Genomic DNA, 16,241 nt, shown 5'->3' on the forward strand with positions numbered 1-16,241 from the left:
TAGAATTTCATTGATTAAAAATCGGCGTCAGTTTGAGTGGCAAATCTGTAATTTGTTGTATCGAAAACAGAGACCATTTTTATACGTAAAGATGTCTCGATACAATTCCTAACACATCGAAATCATTCGACGTGACGACTCAGACAAACAAATCGTTAATCCAAAAACAGTTTTCGTCACGTCGAGTGGGTTTTTCGATTAAAATGAGAAAAATGTGTATCGAGATGCCTTTTAATATCTTTTAACAGTATAATAGGTATTTCTAACTACAGGAATACCTGCCGTAGTAATTCCTTCTAAAGACACTTTTACTTTGGTTTCAATGCTACTATTTGTATAATTAACTGAAGCTTTACCCGTTTTATCTGGATGCACATAAGGATTCCAGTAAATGGTGTTTCTTATATCAGTCGGTCTGTTATTTGATTTTTCACTTTTTATAGTTGGCACATAAAACTTACGAGCTTTGTAAAAACCTTCTATTTCTTTTTTAACTGTTGAAATACCTTCTTTTTTAGCTTTGTTTCCTGTGTTTGGTTTGGTATAAATTGCAACGACACCATTTTTTCCGTCTATTCCAAAAAACAATGTTGCTTGCGCTTCAGTTATTATATCTATTTTTACAATATCATCAGGCTGAATATTATCAACGAAGTATGATTTTTCATCTGGATTAATTTGACGACCATCAACAATATAAATTTCACTTCCAGAAATATTAGGAAATTTTACCATAAGAAGCTCACCAATAGTACTAAATAAATGAACATCCTCATCTGCTACATAACTTTTGTCTGCAAATCCATAATTACCGTAATTAGCTACTATATCTTCTTTCTTATTAGCTGAAGCTATAATGGTAACTTCTTTTAAAACATTCTCTGGCTGCACACCAAATTCTACATACTTTTTATAAACATTTTCTATCACAGTATTATCCAAATCCGGTCTATTCCATTCACTTTTATATGAAACCTGGATTGGCACTTCTTCCAAAGAATCTATTAAAATCTCTCCTGAATACTTACCTTTCTCATTTCTTGAATTGAGTTGTATATTTGATTTACCTGAGAACATTAAATCCTTAAATTGAAACTGACCTAAAGAATCTGTTTTTGAGCTAAAAGCATTGAAGTTTTTATTATTCATTACAGCCAACGTCACATTATTATTCACCGATGGTTTATTACCTAATAATTGTTTTACCCGGCCAGATATCGTGAATCCTTTTTCTGCTTTAAACGTTATAGTATCATTCTGCATTGGTTGTGTTTTCCATAAAAAATCGCGCCAACCCTGAGTTAAAAGTACGTGATCTAAATGCTCTAAACGTTTTGAGTTTTCAGGATTAAAATAATAATTTGGGTGAAATACTTCTCCCCGAATATCAGATTCCATTAAAAAATAAGAACAAATAGTTGAACTATTATTTTTATCATCCTCTAAACCATTCATATCGGTAACGCTTAATGAAAAACTTCCCGATTGTGGCTCTCCTGATATTGTAGTTGAACTTATTGAAACCTCAACTTCTTCATTGGGTTGGTAAGATGATTTGTCTGTTGTTAATTCTACGCTTAAATCCTGCGCTTTTTCAATGTAAATAAGGCGTTCACTTTGAGGTTTGGATGTGTTATCGTAAAGTGTAATCTGGCTGATGCCTTCTGGTAATTTATCGCTTGGTATTTCAAAAGATGTAATGGTTTTACCGATGGTTTGTTCAACTTCCAAATATGGAATACTCTTAGAACTAAAAATTATCTTGATTTGCCTATTGGTATTAGCTGAAAGTGTTTCTTGGTTAGTGTTTACAGATACGATATTTCTTCCTTTAAAGCGCTTAAAACTTATTAAATAACCTTCTGTAAGCACTTTGGGTAATTCTACTAAAAGCTCTTCTCCTGTTTCTATTCTTGCTATGGCATAATACGCATTTCCTTGTAGCGGTATTATTTGTAATGTTCCCATACCGTCGTGAACACTTGAAAAGGAGGTTACTTTTTGGTGATTGGAATCATAAATATCACCTTCAACTTCTATAGGATTCCCATTTACATCGACAGCCTTAAAACCGATAACGCTTGCCACATTTTGCAATAGCGAACCACCTTCTGGGAAAAAATCAATGCTAAAAATATTCTGATTAGATTCTTCAACAACTGACTTAGAATCTAATTTTGTTCCTGTGATTTCAGTATTAAAATGACTCTGAAAAACATCGATAATTTCAATATTCTTTTTAAACACAAAATCGTCGCCGTAGTTTCTATTCCAATTGGTGTATGCTCGCAATTGATATACACCTGGTTTCACACCTATAGAATCTATAAGTTTAAAATCACCATGACCTAAACCCATTTCTAAATTGGTCTTGTGACGCGAAATAATTTTTGAATCGGGAGAGATTAGCTCAACATACAATATATTACTATTATCTGTAAGCGTATTGTTATTAGCATTAACATTATAAGCTTTGTACCATAAGTCTTCACCCAGAAAATAAGTTGTTCTATCCGTATGTAAATAAACCTTCTCTACAAATCGATTTTCAGTTTTGTTTTGTGAATAAAGAGTGACTACGCTGAAAAAAAAGAACAAGAAAGCCTTAAAGCATAATAACGTTTTTTTCAACGGTGAGGTTTTTAGTTGGATTTTCATTCTTTATAACGAAAGAATTTATTTACCAATATAAAAATAAAAACCGAACCAACTTACCTGCTCTGTCCCGTTATTATATTAAAAGCATATAACAGCAAAACTGTTATTGATAAGTTCTCGATATAAAATTCTATTGAATTTCACTCGAACTGAGAATTTGATTCAAAAAAAATCACCATAAATTAATATTGAATTTATGATGATTTTCTAATATTTTGATGCGTTGTTTTAACTACGCTTTATTTCGAATTAAAAGAAACCTCAGCCTCTAACAAACCTATTTCTTACGCATATACACGCTTACCGGAACCCCTGAAAAATCGAAGTGTTCGCGAAGTTTATTTTCTAAGAAGCGCTTGTAAGGGTCTTTAACATATTGTGGCAGATTACAGAAAAACGCAAATTGCGGTTGCGGTGTTGGTAACTGCATCACGTACTTAATTTTAACGAATTTACCCTTATATGCCGGTGGCGGATAATTCTCTATAAGCGGTAAAAAGATTTCGTTAAGTGTACTGGTTTTAATCTTTTTACTTCGGTTTTGGTAAACCTCAACAGCAGTTTCAATCGCTTTATAGATACGCTGTTTGGTCATTGCTGAAATGAATACAATTGGCACATCGGTAAAAGGCTCAATTTGTTTTCTAATGGCCTTCTCGTACTCTTTAGTCGACTTGTGATCCTTCTCTACCAAATCCCACTTATTCACTAAAATCACAATCCCCTTGCGGTTGCGTTCGGCTAACCAGAAAATGTTTTGTACTTGCCCGTCAAACCCACGAGTGGCATCTAACACTACCAAACAAACATCGGCGTGTTCTATAGCACGTACACTTCGCATTACCGAATAAAATTCTAAATCTTCCTTTACTTTAGACTTACGACGAATTCCTGCCGTATCGACTAAGTTAAATTCAAATCCGAATCGGTTATATTTTGTATCAATAGAATCGCGCGTCGTTCCTGCAATATCGGTAACGATATAACGATCCTCACCTATTAAAGCATTAATAAATGATGATTTTCCAGCGTTAGGACGACCAACTACTGCAAAACGAGGTAATTCGCTCTCAACAACTTCTTCTTTTTCTGGTAGAGCCGCAACAACAGCATCTAATAAATCACCGGTTCCGCTACCGTTAATTCCGGCAACCGTATAATAATCTCCTAAGCCTAAAGCATAAAACTCAACAGCATCTTCAGCACGTTTGGCATTATCTACTTTATTAACTACTAAAAACACAGGTTTTTTAACTCGGCGAAGAATATTGGCCACATCTTCATCCATACCTGTTACCCCCGACTCTACATCTACCATAAAGATAATCGCATCGGCTTCATCGATAGCCAATTCTACCTGTTTATCAATTTCAGCTTCAAAAATATCGTCACTACCAACAACATATCCACCGGTATCAATAAGAGAAAACTCCTTGCCGTTCCAATCGGTTTTTCCGTAATGTCTATCTCTTGTCACACCGCTTACGGCATCAACAATAGCTTCTCTACGTTGAATTAAGCGATTAAAAAACGTTGATTTACCAACATTTGGACGACCTACTATAGCTACAATATTGCTCATATTCTCTTATGATAAAGCAGTTTCACAACTGACTTGATTACTATTTAAATTTTTTGCAAAAATAGGAAATATACATTAGCTAATCTTCTTTTTTAGAAAAGATTAAAAATGTTTTCATTTTAAGTAAATATCGCTAATTTATACGAATAAAAACAGACAAACCATGTCTTCTGCCAACGACATTATTTTAAGGCCCAGATTTAAATTTGAAATGCCTGAAAACCATCACGTGCTTTTACAATTATTTAAAGACGCTAAAACCAACCAATCTGACTTTATAATTACCAACATAGACCATCATATATTTATAAAATACCCCAAGCACAAACAGCATTTTTGGTCGCCTCAACTGCATTTGGAAATTCATGAATTAACCGAAAAAACCTCTGAAATCAAAGGCTTGTTCGGACCTAACCCAACGGTATGGACCTTTTTTATGTTTGTTCATTTCTTTTTGGCAGGTGCTTTCATAGCTTTAAGTATCTGGGCCTACAGTAATTGGGTAATAAAAACAAGCATTTTCCCCCAGTTAAGTGGCATAGCAATTATTCTGGTAACCTGGGTAGGCCTTTATATTGCGGGAACCTTTGGAAAAATGGCAAGCAAAGATGATATGATTGCGCTTAAAAATTTTATGAATAATACCCTAACCCAAAACTATTTTTGATTATACCCGAAACGACGCAACTGGTTTTGATTGCTTCGCCAGTTTTTATTCACTTTCACATAAGTTTCCAAGTGAATTTGTTTTCCGAAGAAAGCTTCCAAATCCTTTCTGGCTTCAACACCAACGCGTTTTAATGCCGATCCTTTATGCCCGATAATAATGCCTTTTTGGGTATCTCGCTCTACCATAATTACGGCACGCACACGAATAATATCGTCTTCTTCTAAAAACTCTTCGGTTTCTATTTCTACAGCATAAGGAATTTCCTTTTTATAATGCAGAAGAATCTTTTCGCGAATGGTTTCGTTAATAAAGAAACGTTCTGGTTTGTCGGTTAGCTGGTCTTTAGGATAAAATGCGGGAGATTCCGGTAATAATTCAATAATACGGTTGAACACTTCCTGAACATTGAAACCTTCTAATGCTGAAATTGGAAAAATTTCTGCATTGGGAACTTTCTCCGCCCAAAGCTGTACTTGTCCTTCCAACTGCTCCTGATTAGAAGTATCAATTTTATTTAAAAGCAGTAATACCGGGGTTTTAGAGTTGGTAATTTTATTAAAGAAAGCTTCATCTTTTAATTCCTTCTCCCCGATTTCAACCATATACAATAGTACATCGGCATCTTCGAAAGCAGATTTTACGAAATCCATCATAGATTCCTGTAACTCATAAGCTGGTTTAATAATACCCGGCGTATCTGATAATACCACCTGAAAATCATCACCATTAACAATTCCTAAAATTCTATGACGTGTGGTTTGGGCTTTCGAAGTGATAATCGATAATTTTTCACCTACAAACGCATTCATTAATGTAGACTTACCCACATTAGGATTTCCTATAATATTTACAAAACCGGCTTTATGACTCATAACTACTCTTCATTTTCTTGCTGCAAATTTACAACCTTGATTTGTTAATTGTACTATTTACTAACAAATAAACTTCTATAAACGAAAAAAGCAGAAAATTTAATTTTCTGCTTTTTAATATCGTGATTGATCACTTTTAAATTACTTAACAATCTCTATTAATTCTACTTCGAAAATTAATGTAGAGAAAGGTTTGATTTTTGGTCCTTGTTGTCTGAAACCATAAGCTAAATCCTGCGGGATATAGAATTTATATTTAGAACCTACAGACATTAACTGTAAGCCTTCTGTCCATCCCGGAATTACCTGACCAACTCCAAACTGAGTAGGCTCTCCTCTATCTACAGAACTATCGAAAACGGTTCCATCGATTAAGGTACCGTGGTAGTGTACTTTTACTCTTGATGTTGCCGTTGGTTTTTCACCAGTTCCTTCTTCTAAAACTTCGTATTGTAAACCGCTATCGGTTACTTTTACACCATCTTTAGCTTTATTTTCTTCTAAGAATTTTTCACCTTCAGTTTTGTTTTCAGCGAATTTCTCCTCAGCTTGTTTTTTCATTTCCTCTTCCTGCTTCTTTCTGGCATCGGCCTGCTTCTTTTGGAAATATTGACTTAAAACCATTTGCACTTGGTCTTCTGATATTAACACATCTGAAGAATCAGATACATTCATAAACCCTTGCATAAAGATTTCTCTATCAATTTCTGAAGCATTAGAATTAATGTTACGGGCTACATCCATACCTATCGCATAACTTACAGAATCTACTTCTGTCTTTAACGCTTTATTAGGTACTCCACCATTTTGATTACAAGAAACCATTGCTAAACCAGCTGCCGCAACGCCTAAACATTTAATTAATTTCATTATATTATTTTTTATTAGTTTAAAAATTCGAAGGCTAAAGTAACAAATTTAATATCAGATACAGGATAGATTTTTACGATTTTTTAACGCTACAAGTGTTAAACATACCTTTTCTAAAAAACTTCAAACACTTTTAAAATACTTTTCAACCCTAAAAAAACAGTAATCGCCAAAATAGCCAACCCTAAAATGTTTTGTCTTGAACTGTTCTTATAAACCCCTAACACCGAAGTTCTGTTCATTACCCAGATTAAAAACCCTGCAACTACAGGTAATAGAATACCATTTGCCACCTGAGCAAATTTTATAATTTCAATAGATTTAATACCTAATGAAGATGAAACAATACCGAAAACTAAAATGAACATCCAGATACTCCTAAATCGGGTTGATTTCAAATGACTTGTCCACCCTAAACACCCGCAGGCCACATAAGCAGCCGCCAAAGGTGCTGTAATAGCACTGGTTATTCCAGCAGCAAAAAGCCCCATAGCTAAAAAGTATTTTGAAAATGCTCCAAATAAAGGCTCTAAACCTTTTGCTAAATCGGCTGCGTTATTAATATCTTGTGTTTGAATCGCTGCTGAAGACACAATCACACTCATAGACACCAAACCACCAAGGATTACCGCAACTACAGTATCCTTTCTTGCATACTTTAAATCGCCTTTATCATGCCATTTCTCTTTAACCAATGAGGCATGTAAAAACAAATTATAAGGCACCACCGTGGTTCCTATTAATCCTATAATCGTAAAAATACTTTCCTGTGGATACGTCGGCACAAAAGCTCCTTTTAAAACCTCCAGAAAATTAGGCTTGGTTAAAATAGCCGTAATAAAAAACGCTAAACTCATTAAAATAACCAAAGCTACCAACACGCGTTCAATGACTTTGTAGTTTCCGATATAAAGTAATATAAAGGCTAATAGCCCGATAAGCACACTGAATATATTAAAAGAAAACAATCCCACATCGATGGTTTGTTTCCCAAAAACGGCTTCAAGGCCTAAAACGCCGCCACTAATATTTCCGGCCTCATAAGCAGTATTACCAACCACGATGGCCGATAATATTAAAAATACCGCCAGACCTTTTATGACTGGCGATTTTATTTCTGCTCGTATGGTTTGTGCCAATCCTTTTTGAGTAATAATACCCAATCTGGATGACATTTCCTGAAGTACAATTGTCGCAATTACCGATAAAGACATGGCCCATAAAAGGGCATAGCCGAATTGAACACCTGCTAAAGTACACATGGTTACCGTACCGGGACCTATGAAAGCAGCTGCCACCAAGGGTCCAGGCCCAATATTTTTTAGCCAGTTTTTAATCATACCTCCTTAGTTTTCCATAGGTTTTGAACACGGTATAACGGATCGGTAGCCTGCAATAACTTATTTTTAAGAACCGGACTATAATTCGGATTTTCAGCTAAAAATTCTTGTAAAACCTTGTGAGCTTCCGGGGAGGTGTATGCTCCTATAGTTGCACTTAACCATGCTTTTGGAAAGAAAATATCTCCTGTTAGCTGTATTTCTTCCAACAAATCCAAACATAACTTTAAATGCTTTTGTCCTGATTGCTGACGCAACGGATGATGAATACAATCTAATGCATCTAATACCCAAGATTCTTTTTCTCGATTTTCCGGTTTTGCCAAAGATTTCATAAAGGCATCTCTTACGTTTTCATCATTAGATAATGCTGGAAGTATGAATTCGAAATTCTTTTTTCTATCGGAATTTGTAATTTGTTCGTGAGCCGTTTTCAAAATGTCATCAGCTTGTTCATGCTTAAATATAGCTAAAGCTGAAGCGATACTCGTGTAATCATTCTCGTTTAAATATACATTATCTAAGGTCATAGTTTTATTCCATACCTGATATAAAAAGTCCTTTCCGGTTTCAGAATACGCTACACTCTTATATAAATTGAAAATCGTTTTCTTAATACTTGGATCTAGATTTTCTTTTAAACGTTCTTGCAAAAAGCTTTCTAAAGGCTCAAGCATTAAATCACGCTCATCGGCAGTAAAATACTTCCAGAAAATACTTTTGATTTCTCCTGAAATTAAATTTATAATTAAATCTTCCTTTTCAACTTTAAGCCCATCCAACATCTCTTTGAATGCCAACATAGCAGTCACATTAACGCTTAACATATTCTCATATAAATTGATATATGCAAAACCACGAGCCACGTCATCTTTAATATTATAAATATGATGGTTTGAAAAATCTGTTGGAAAAACACCGTACCCTAAGCCGTTGTAATTATACACTACAGCTTCAGGCTTTGGCATTCCTGCTAAAGTCGTTAAAGAAATTTGCTTAGCATCTAAATTAACAGGCTCTAAATGTACAGAGTCTTTATACACCAAACCGATATTGAAAGCTTGTGTCCAAATGTTTTCTGTTCCATCTTCAGCATGCTGCATGACTTCGAAACGCTCTATTTTACCGTTGGTATCATAAACAATACTATCTGAAATCACAGGTCTTCCCGATTTATTAACCCAAACTTCACTCCATTGTTTTAAATCTATAGGTGTTTCGTTATCTAACAACTCTACCAAATCATTCCAAGTAGCGTTGCCGTTAGCATATGTTTTTATATAATTACGCATACCTTTTCGGAACGGCTCCTCTCCCATGATTACTTCCAATTGTCGCATCATAATCGGAGCTTTATGGTAGATGATATTTCCGTAAAGGGTTCCTGCGTTTTTTAAATTCCCAAGGTTTTGACGAATAGGTGTCGCGCCTTGCGTGCGGTCTTCGCTATAGGCTCTTGGATAATGCGAGGTTAAGAATTTTAAGTCGTGGTTGATATTTGGAAAAGACCCATTAACAGTTTTGTCGGCCATAAAATTAGCAAACACTTCTTTTAACCATACATCGTCAAACCATTTCATGGTTACCAAATCGCCAAACCACATATGTGCTGTTTCATGAGCAATTAGTCGGGCGCGATTTAATAAACGCTCTTGAGTGGTTGTTCCATCTAAAAACAACGATGATTCTTTATACTGAATAGCTCCGACATGTTCCATACCGCCATACTGAAATCCAGGAATCGTTGCATAATCCATCTTTTGAAACGGAAACGGGTATTGCGTATATTCTTCTAAAAAGTCAACTGCTTTTTGATGATGTTCAAAAATGGCATCTACACTGGCTGCTATCTTAGCCGAATCGTTTTCGCGATACAGTAGAGTCATTTCCATGTCCGCTGGTTTTTGAGACGTTTCATTAAACACCCCTGCTACAAATGAAAATAAATAAGTGCTCATTTTATCGGTCAGCCCATAAACGTGTTTGGTATAATTATTAACCGTTTCTTCAGACTCTAAAGCCCCTCCACATAACACCTTCCAGGTTGAAGGCGCCGTAATTTCTAATTTGTAATTTGCTTTTAAATCCGGTTGATCGAAACACGGAAATAAGGTACTAGCACGATCAGGAACTAAAAGCGTGTATAAATAATCGTCGTTACGATTTAGTGATACTTCACCTGCATCAAAAACAACAGACACTTCATTATGCCCCTTCTTTAAATAGTCCTGCGGAATAATTAAATGCTCTCTTTGATGATTTATTTTAATATTTTCTCCATTAACAGCAACCGATTTTAAATGCGATTTGTCTTCATTAAAATCTAAATACAAAGGATGTTCTAAATCGTTAACCTGAACACTTAAATTAAGGTTCGAAGCAATGGCGTTCTCACGTTCCAAAGGAATATTGAAAGTAAGATTATAAACAATATCAGAAACCTGCTTTTTTCTGTAGGTTGCAAGTTCGGATGAAATACCTTCGACTAATAATTGATTCTCTTCACTAGGTTTTGTATTACACGATACAACACAAACCAACATTAAAACAAGAAATAGGTTCCTCATGGATTTAATTTAGAATGATATACTTACAAAACAACCCCGTGGTTTTATCACGAGGTTGCTCTTTATTTATTAAAAATTACCTCAATATCAAAAATTGGTTTCATAACCACTGCTCTTGAATATCGAGTAAAAATAACTTTTTTAGACTTAATTAAGCTTCTTTAGCAGCTAAATAACGCTCAGCATCTAAGGCTGCCATACAACCCGTTCCGGCTGCTGTAATTGCCTGACGGTATACATGGTCGGCAGCATCACCACTTACAAACACTCCCGGAACATTGGTTTTTGCCGTTCCTGGTTTATTGATAATGTAGCCTGTTTCATCTAAGTCTAAATAACCTTTAAAGATATCGGTATTTGGTTTATGCCCGATAGCCACAAAGAATCCTGTTGCTGGAATCTCATGTTTCTCGTTAGTCTTATTGTTATAAACTCGAACTGCAGTTACCACTTGTCCGTCACCAATAACTTCATCGGTTTCTGTATTGAATAAAATCTCGATATTCTCGGTGTTAGCCACACGTTCTGCCATGATTTTAGACGCTCTAAATTCATCGCGTCTTACCAACATGGTTACTTTTTTACAAAGCTTGGATAAGTAGTGTGCTTCTTCACAAGCTGAATCTCCGGCACCTACAATCACCACTTCCTGGTTTCTGTAGAAGAAGCCATCACATACCGCACATGCCGATACACCACCACCTAACTTCAAATATTTTTGTTCAGATTCTAATCCTAAATATTTTGCTGATGCTCCAGTTGAAATAATTACGGTATCACAGTGAATTTCCTTTTCATCGTTTACCCATACTTTATGAACATTGCCTGATAAATCTACTTTTGTTACCCAGCCGTCACGAATATCAGCTTCAAAACGTTGCGCCTGTGCCTGTAACTCCATCATCATCTCTGGTCCTGTGATTCCTTGCGGATACCCTGGGAAGTTCTCCACTTCGTTCGTAGTTGTTAACTGACCGCCTGGTTGGGTCCCCTGGTATAATACCGGACTCATATTAGCTCGTGCTGCATAAATCGCCGCAGTGTAACCTGCTGGTCCCGATCCTATAATTAAGCACTTTACTCTTTCTATTGTATCTGACATAATCTTTTTCTAATTTGATAATTTAATTAAAACCAACCTTGTGTGATCTCTGCTTCAACTTCTTTGTTTCCGTTATGCACGAATTCGTTTTTAACAGCGTTATATGTATAATCGTTTTCCCAGGTTGCAAAGTTTTTAGCGACTTCTTCAATAGCATCACAAATGAATTCTACCTCGGCGTTTGTCATTGTTGGATGAACCGACATACGCACCCATCCCGGACGCTCAATCATACAACCTTCAAGAATTTTCTTCTCAATAGATTTAGATGTTGGCTGGTCTACGTTTAATAAATAGTGACCGTAGGTTCCTGCACAAGAACAACCCCCTCTGGTTTGCACACCAAAACGATCATTCAATAATTTCACTACTAAATTGTAGTGTGCATGCTCGATATAGAATGAAATCACCCCTAAACGATCGGTGTGATTTGGTGCCAAAATGGTTAGATTTTTAATGGCCGATAATCTTTTGAAGATAATATCGTTTAATTCATGCTCACGATCTAAGATGTTTTTCACACCCATTTTTTCTTTCAACTGAATAGACAGTGCTATCCTAATGGCTTGCAAGAAACCAGGCGTACCTCCATCTTCACGAGTTTCAATATCGTCTACATAATCATGATCTCCCCAAGGGTTTGTATAACTTACCGTTCCACCTCCCGGGTTATCAGGCACTAAGTTTTTATATAATTTTTTATTGAAAATTAGCACCCCAGAGGTACCAGGTCCTCCTAAGAATTTATGTGGAGAGAACGTAATAGCATCTAAATATTCATCCTCATCTTCTGGATGCATATTAATATCTACATATGGTGCAGAACACGCAAAATCAACAAAACACAATCCGTTATTTTGGTGCATGATTTTAGCCACTTTATGATACGGCGTTCTGATACCTGTTACGTTAGAACAACCTGTAATAGCTGCAATTTTAATAGGCGTTTCGCTATATTCCTGAACTAATTTTTCTAACGAGTTTAAACACGGTAAACCGTTTTCATCAGCTGGAATAACAACCACATTTGCGATAGTTTCTAACCATGAGGTTTGGTTTGAATGGTGCTCCATATGCGACACAAAAATGATTGGTCGCTTTTCATCAGGAATGGTAGTATGATCTTTTAAGTTTTCGTTTACTTTAATTCCTAAAATACGCTGAAACTTATTAATCGCTCCGGTCATACCAGAACCTTCAGTAATTAACACATCATCTTTCGATGCGTTAACGTGTTTTTTTATAATTTCTCTGGCATCGTGATAAGCGTGTGTCATTACACTACCTGTAATGGAAGTCTCTGTATGGGTGTTAGCCACATAAGGTCCCATTTCATTTAACACCTTTTCTTCAATCGGTCTGTATAGTCGTCCACTGGCAGTCCAGTCGGCGTAAATGATTTTTTTCTTACCATAAGGAGAAACAAAGTACTGATCTACCCCAACAACATTATTTCGAAATTGTTCGAAATATTTCTCTAATTCTGTTTCGGTATTAGGTTGTGATTTAAAAAATCTTTTTAGTGCATTCATGCGTAAAAATTTTATAAGAGAAGCCTCCATAAAGAAGGCTTTCAATTATATATCTAAAGTTTTAAATAAGTCAATTAATTTACTGCTTGATGGCCTTGGTGCATCGGCATCAACCACATTTCCGGCAGGATCGATAAGAATAAAACGAGGAATACCAGATACCATATAAGCTTTGGCAAAATCGTTATCCTCTTTGGCGAATAACTGAATTCCGGAAAGTTCCTTTTCTTTAACCATACGTTTCCAGGTGTCGTAAGCACTATTTCTATCCAGAGAAATACTAACAAAAGTAATATTCTTGTTATGGTATTCTTCTTCAACAGCTTTTAAATAAGGTATTTCCTGTTTACATGGTCCGCACCAGGTTGCCCAAAGGTCAATATAAACATACTTCCCTTTTAAATCATCAAGAGACATGTTTCCGCCAGCATAGTTTTCGTAATCTACAAATTTTGGAGACTCTTGCCCTTTTAAAGAGGACACCGCCAGCTTTTCCTGATACATACGGTTTAGGTCTTGTTTAATTCTATCAATCTCTGTTTTCTGACCGTTAACAAAGGTAGAATCTAAATGTTCAACCGTTTTCAATAAATCCTTAAAGGCTTTATCGTTGGCTTCAAGTTTTGCATTAAAAGCTGTTTTGTCTAAACTAAAAAGTTCATTATAATCGATTAATTCTTCTTTTAACAATCCTTTTTTAGCTAAGAAATTATTTGCCTCCGCTCCTTCTCCTTCATAAGCTATTGTCTCATCAAACGATTTGGTATTGACTTTAATATTTAAGTCGTATCCGTTTTGTAAATAAACAATAGCACGCTCCTTACCATCGTACAGCAAATAGCTACCGTTTTCAACTTTTAAAGTATCTGAAAAGGTTCCATCTGCATTTACTTTAATCGTTTTAATAATGCTTCGCTGAGCAACGCATAAAGAATCGGAATTTGGATTCGTTATTGTTCCTGAAAGCGTTACATAATCTTTCGGTTCCTTTTTACAAGCTACCAGAGCCAAAGCAAAAGTTAAGATATAGATTACTTTTTTCATGCTTGGTGTTTTAGATTATCTAGTTACCAAATTTTGAAATTCCTTCGTTTAACCAAGCTTTATACTCAGTTACATCTGGAGTATATCCAACAGGATCGATTAAGGTTTTTTCTTCATGATCCATGATAACATAGAACGGTTGAGAATTTGCCTTATATCTACTTGCCTGTAAGTCACTCCATCTATCACCGTAGTCTTTCATAAACTTCCCTGGTCTTGAGGCGTACTCCACTTTTAATTCTTCAGGAAGTTCCTTTTTATCGTCTACATAAAGTGATATTAAAACGACATCGTTCTTTAAAATATCTAAGATTTCTGGTTTTACCCAAACGTTGTTTTCCATTTTTCTACAGTTCACACAGGTGTATCCAGTAAAATCGATCATTACAGGTTTACCAACTTTTTTAGCATACGCTAGCCCCGTATCGTAATCGTGAAATGCCATAATGTTGTGAGGCGCCATTAAGTGTGCTCCTTCTGGAAGGGCTGCATGACTATCTGCTGAAGCTACGCCGCCACCTGCATTTTTATAACCTACACCATATGGCGATTCGCTATAGTTTGGTGGTGGAGGGAATGCACTGATTAAATTTAAAGGTGCGCCCCAAAGACCTGGAATCATATAGATTGTAAAGGTTAAAGTAATAAGACCTAAACCTAAACGCCCAACCGAAATATGTGTTAATGGTGAATCGTGCGGCAACTGAATTTTTCCGAATAAGTAAAATGCTAAAGCTCCAAAAACGGCAATCCAGATTGCGATAAATACTTCACGCTCTAAAACATGCCATTGCATAATATAATCGGCATTCGATAAGAATTTAAATGCTAAAGCTAATTCTAAGAATCCTAAAACTACTTTTACTGTATTTAACCATCCACCAGATTTTGGTAAAGAATTCAACCATCCTGGGAATGCTGCAAATAAAGCAAATGGTAAAGCAATAGCTAATGAGAAACCTAACATTCCAACGATTGGTGCAATACCTCCTTTTGATGCTGCTTCAACTAATAAAGTTCCAACAATTGGTCCTGTACAAGAAAATGATACAATCGCCAACGCTAATGCCATAAAGAAGATCCCTACTAAACCACCGCGGTCTGCCTGAGAATCTACTTTGTTAGCCCAAGAGTTAGGTAACATGATTTCGAAAGCTCCTAAGAACGATACAGCGAATACCACTAACAACACAAAGAATACAATGTTAAACCAAGGGTTTGCTGCTAAAGCATTCAATGCATCTGCACCAAAAATACCAGTTACTGCTGTACCTAATAAAACATAAATAACAATGATACAAATACCATAAATAATGGCATTCTTAATCCCTACCGCTTTATTTTTACTTTGCTTGGTAAAGAAACTTACCGTCATAGGAATCATTGGGAATACACAAGGCGTTAATAACGCCGCGAACCCTGATAAGAAGGCTAGAATAAAAATAGAAAGTAATCCTTTTTTGGACTCCGATTTCTCCGTATCTACGCCTTTTTCTGGAGCTACTGATTCGTGAGTTGTTTTAGCTTCAACAGGACTTACAGCAGCTGAAGAACTTTGAAAATTAAAAGTAAGTTCTACTTCTGTAGGCGGTAAACATCTTGTATCATCACAAACCATAAACTCAACAAACGCCAAAACAGATTTCACTTCCCCTTCGGTTTGTATACGTTGTTTAAAGGTTGCTTTCTTTTCGAAATATTTAATTTCCATTTCGAACACAGGATCTTGAATCGTGTGTCCTTCTTCTTCAGTTGTATTTCCTACAATAGTAAAGTTCCCTTCACTATCATCGTAGATAAATGATGTTGCTATTGGCCCATCGGCAGGAACATCTTGCGAATATAAGTGCCAACCTTTATCTATCGTTGCCGTAGCTACTAAATCGTATTCTGTATCTGATACTTTTTCAACGGCCGTTGACCATTTTACTGGTTCTAATATTTGCGCAAACGCAGCTGTAGATAACACTAGAGCTGCGCATACTAATAGAAATTTCTTCATCT

At 35.8% G+C, this 16,241-nt stretch carries 11 protein-coding genes; 1 reads left to right on the forward strand and 10 read right to left on the reverse strand.

All coding sequences use genetic code 11. The features are described 5' to 3' along the window. Window positions 1-231: 231 nt before the first annotated feature. Both ICJ85_RS12725 and der read right to left on the reverse strand, forming a co-directional pair. Complete coding sequence (locus ICJ85_RS12725) at window positions 232-2,631, reverse strand: alpha-2-macroglobulin family protein (protein ID WP_188224181.1); 2,400 nt, start codon at window positions 2,629-2,631, stop codon at window positions 232-234. A gap of 304 nt (window positions 2,632-2,935) precedes the next feature. Next, complete coding sequence (der, locus tag ICJ85_RS12730; protein ID WP_188224182.1) at window positions 2,936-4,240, reverse strand: ribosome biogenesis GTPase Der; 1,305 nt, start codon at window positions 4,238-4,240, stop codon at window positions 2,936-2,938. 163 nt (window positions 4,241-4,403) lie between these two features. Here der and ICJ85_RS12735 point away from each other — a divergent pair, with 163 nt between their 5' ends. Continuing rightward, the gene (locus ICJ85_RS12735; RefSeq protein WP_188224183.1) at window positions 4,404-4,907 is read left to right on the forward strand and encodes a GTP-binding protein; all 504 of its coding nucleotides are present in this window, start codon (window positions 4,404-4,406) and stop codon (window positions 4,905-4,907) included. On the opposite strand, the gene era is transcribed toward ICJ85_RS12735, so the two are convergent. The 8 genes from era to ICJ85_RS12775 form a co-directional block, all read right to left on the reverse strand. Further along, window positions 4,898-5,782 (reverse strand): GTPase Era, encoded by an 885-nt coding sequence (gene era / locus ICJ85_RS12740; protein ID WP_188224184.1) that lies wholly within the window; start codon window positions 5,780-5,782, stop codon window positions 4,898-4,900. The two genes, ICJ85_RS12735 and era, sit on opposite strands and share 10 nt — an antisense overlap. Before the next feature lie 141 nt (window positions 5,783-5,923). Next, window positions 5,924-6,652, reverse strand: coding sequence for an FKBP-type peptidyl-prolyl cis-trans isomerase (locus tag ICJ85_RS12745; protein WP_188224185.1), 729 nt, complete (start codon window positions 6,650-6,652; stop codon window positions 5,924-5,926). Between the two features lie 113 nt (window positions 6,653-6,765). Then, window positions 6,766-7,992: an Nramp family divalent metal transporter gene (locus tag ICJ85_RS12750; protein ID WP_188224186.1), complete on the reverse strand. Its 1,227-nt coding sequence runs from the start codon at window positions 7,990-7,992 to the stop codon at window positions 6,766-6,768. Beyond that, the gene (locus tag ICJ85_RS12755; RefSeq protein WP_188224187.1) at window positions 7,989-10,559 is read right to left on the reverse strand and encodes a M1 family metallopeptidase; all 2,571 of its coding nucleotides are present in this window, start codon (window positions 10,557-10,559) and stop codon (window positions 7,989-7,991) included. The genes ICJ85_RS12750 and ICJ85_RS12755 overlap by 4 nt, the downstream gene beginning before the upstream one ends. Window positions 10,560-10,710: 151 nt before the next feature. Next, a complete protein-coding gene (trxB, locus tag ICJ85_RS12760; RefSeq protein ID WP_188224188.1) occupies window positions 10,711-11,661 on the reverse strand; it encodes a thioredoxin-disulfide reductase in 951 nt (316 codons plus the stop codon). A gap of 26 nt (window positions 11,662-11,687) precedes the next feature. Next, window positions 11,688-13,193 carry an aminotransferase class V-fold PLP-dependent enzyme gene (locus tag ICJ85_RS12765; RefSeq protein ID WP_188224189.1) on the reverse strand — a complete coding sequence of 502 codons (1,506 nt, stop codon included), beginning with the start codon at window positions 13,191-13,193 and terminating at the stop codon, window positions 11,688-11,690. A 45-nt stretch (window positions 13,194-13,238) separates the two neighbouring features. Further along, a complete protein-coding gene (locus tag ICJ85_RS12770) occupies window positions 13,239-14,237 on the reverse strand; it encodes a redoxin family protein (RefSeq protein ID WP_188224190.1) in 999 nt (332 codons plus the stop codon). 19 nt (window positions 14,238-14,256) lie between these two features. Continuing rightward, entirely contained in the window at window positions 14,257-16,239 is a 1,983-nt protein-coding gene (locus tag ICJ85_RS12775) for a protein-disulfide reductase DsbD family protein (RefSeq protein ID WP_188224191.1), read from the reverse strand. Window positions 16,240-16,241 lie beyond the last annotated feature (2 nt).

The sequence above is a fragment of the Aestuariibaculum marinum genome (assembly GCF_014596975.1).
Classification (GTDB): Bacteria; Bacteroidota; Bacteroidia; order Flavobacteriales; family Flavobacteriaceae; genus Aestuariibaculum; species Aestuariibaculum marinum.

Excerpts from the sequence above, each read along its gene's own strand:
- ICJ85_RS12750 (WP_188224186.1), bottom strand. The coding sequence starts at position 7,992 with ATGATTAAAAACTGGCTAAAAAATATTGGGCCTGGACCCTTGGTGGCA.
- era (WP_188224184.1), bottom strand. The coding sequence starts at position 5,782 with ATGAGTCATAAAGCCGGTTTTGTAAATATTATAGGAAATCCTAATGTG.
- ICJ85_RS12755 (WP_188224187.1), bottom strand. The coding sequence starts at position 10,559 with ATGAGGAACCTATTTCTTGTTTTAATGTTGGTTTGTGTTGTATCGTGT.
- ICJ85_RS12735 (WP_188224183.1), top strand. The coding sequence starts at position 4,404 with ATGTCTTCTGCCAACGACATTATTTTAAGGCCCAGATTTAAATTTGAA.
- ICJ85_RS12775 (WP_188224191.1), bottom strand. The coding sequence starts at position 16,239 with ATGAAGAAATTTCTATTAGTATGCGCAGCTCTAGTGTTATCTACAGCT.
- ICJ85_RS12765 (WP_188224189.1), bottom strand. The coding sequence starts at position 13,193 with ATGAATGCACTAAAAAGATTTTTTAAATCACAACCTAATACCGAAACA.
- ICJ85_RS12770 (WP_188224190.1), bottom strand. The coding sequence starts at position 14,237 with ATGAAAAAAGTAATCTATATCTTAACTTTTGCTTTGGCTCTGGTAGCT.
- trxB (WP_188224188.1), bottom strand. The coding sequence starts at position 11,661 with ATGTCAGATACAATAGAAAGAGTAAAGTGCTTAATTATAGGATCGGGA.
- ICJ85_RS12745 (WP_188224185.1), bottom strand. The coding sequence starts at position 6,652 with ATGAAATTAATTAAATGTTTAGGCGTTGCGGCAGCTGGTTTAGCAATG.
- der (WP_188224182.1), bottom strand. The coding sequence starts at position 4,240 with ATGAGCAATATTGTAGCTATAGTAGGTCGTCCAAATGTTGGTAAATCA.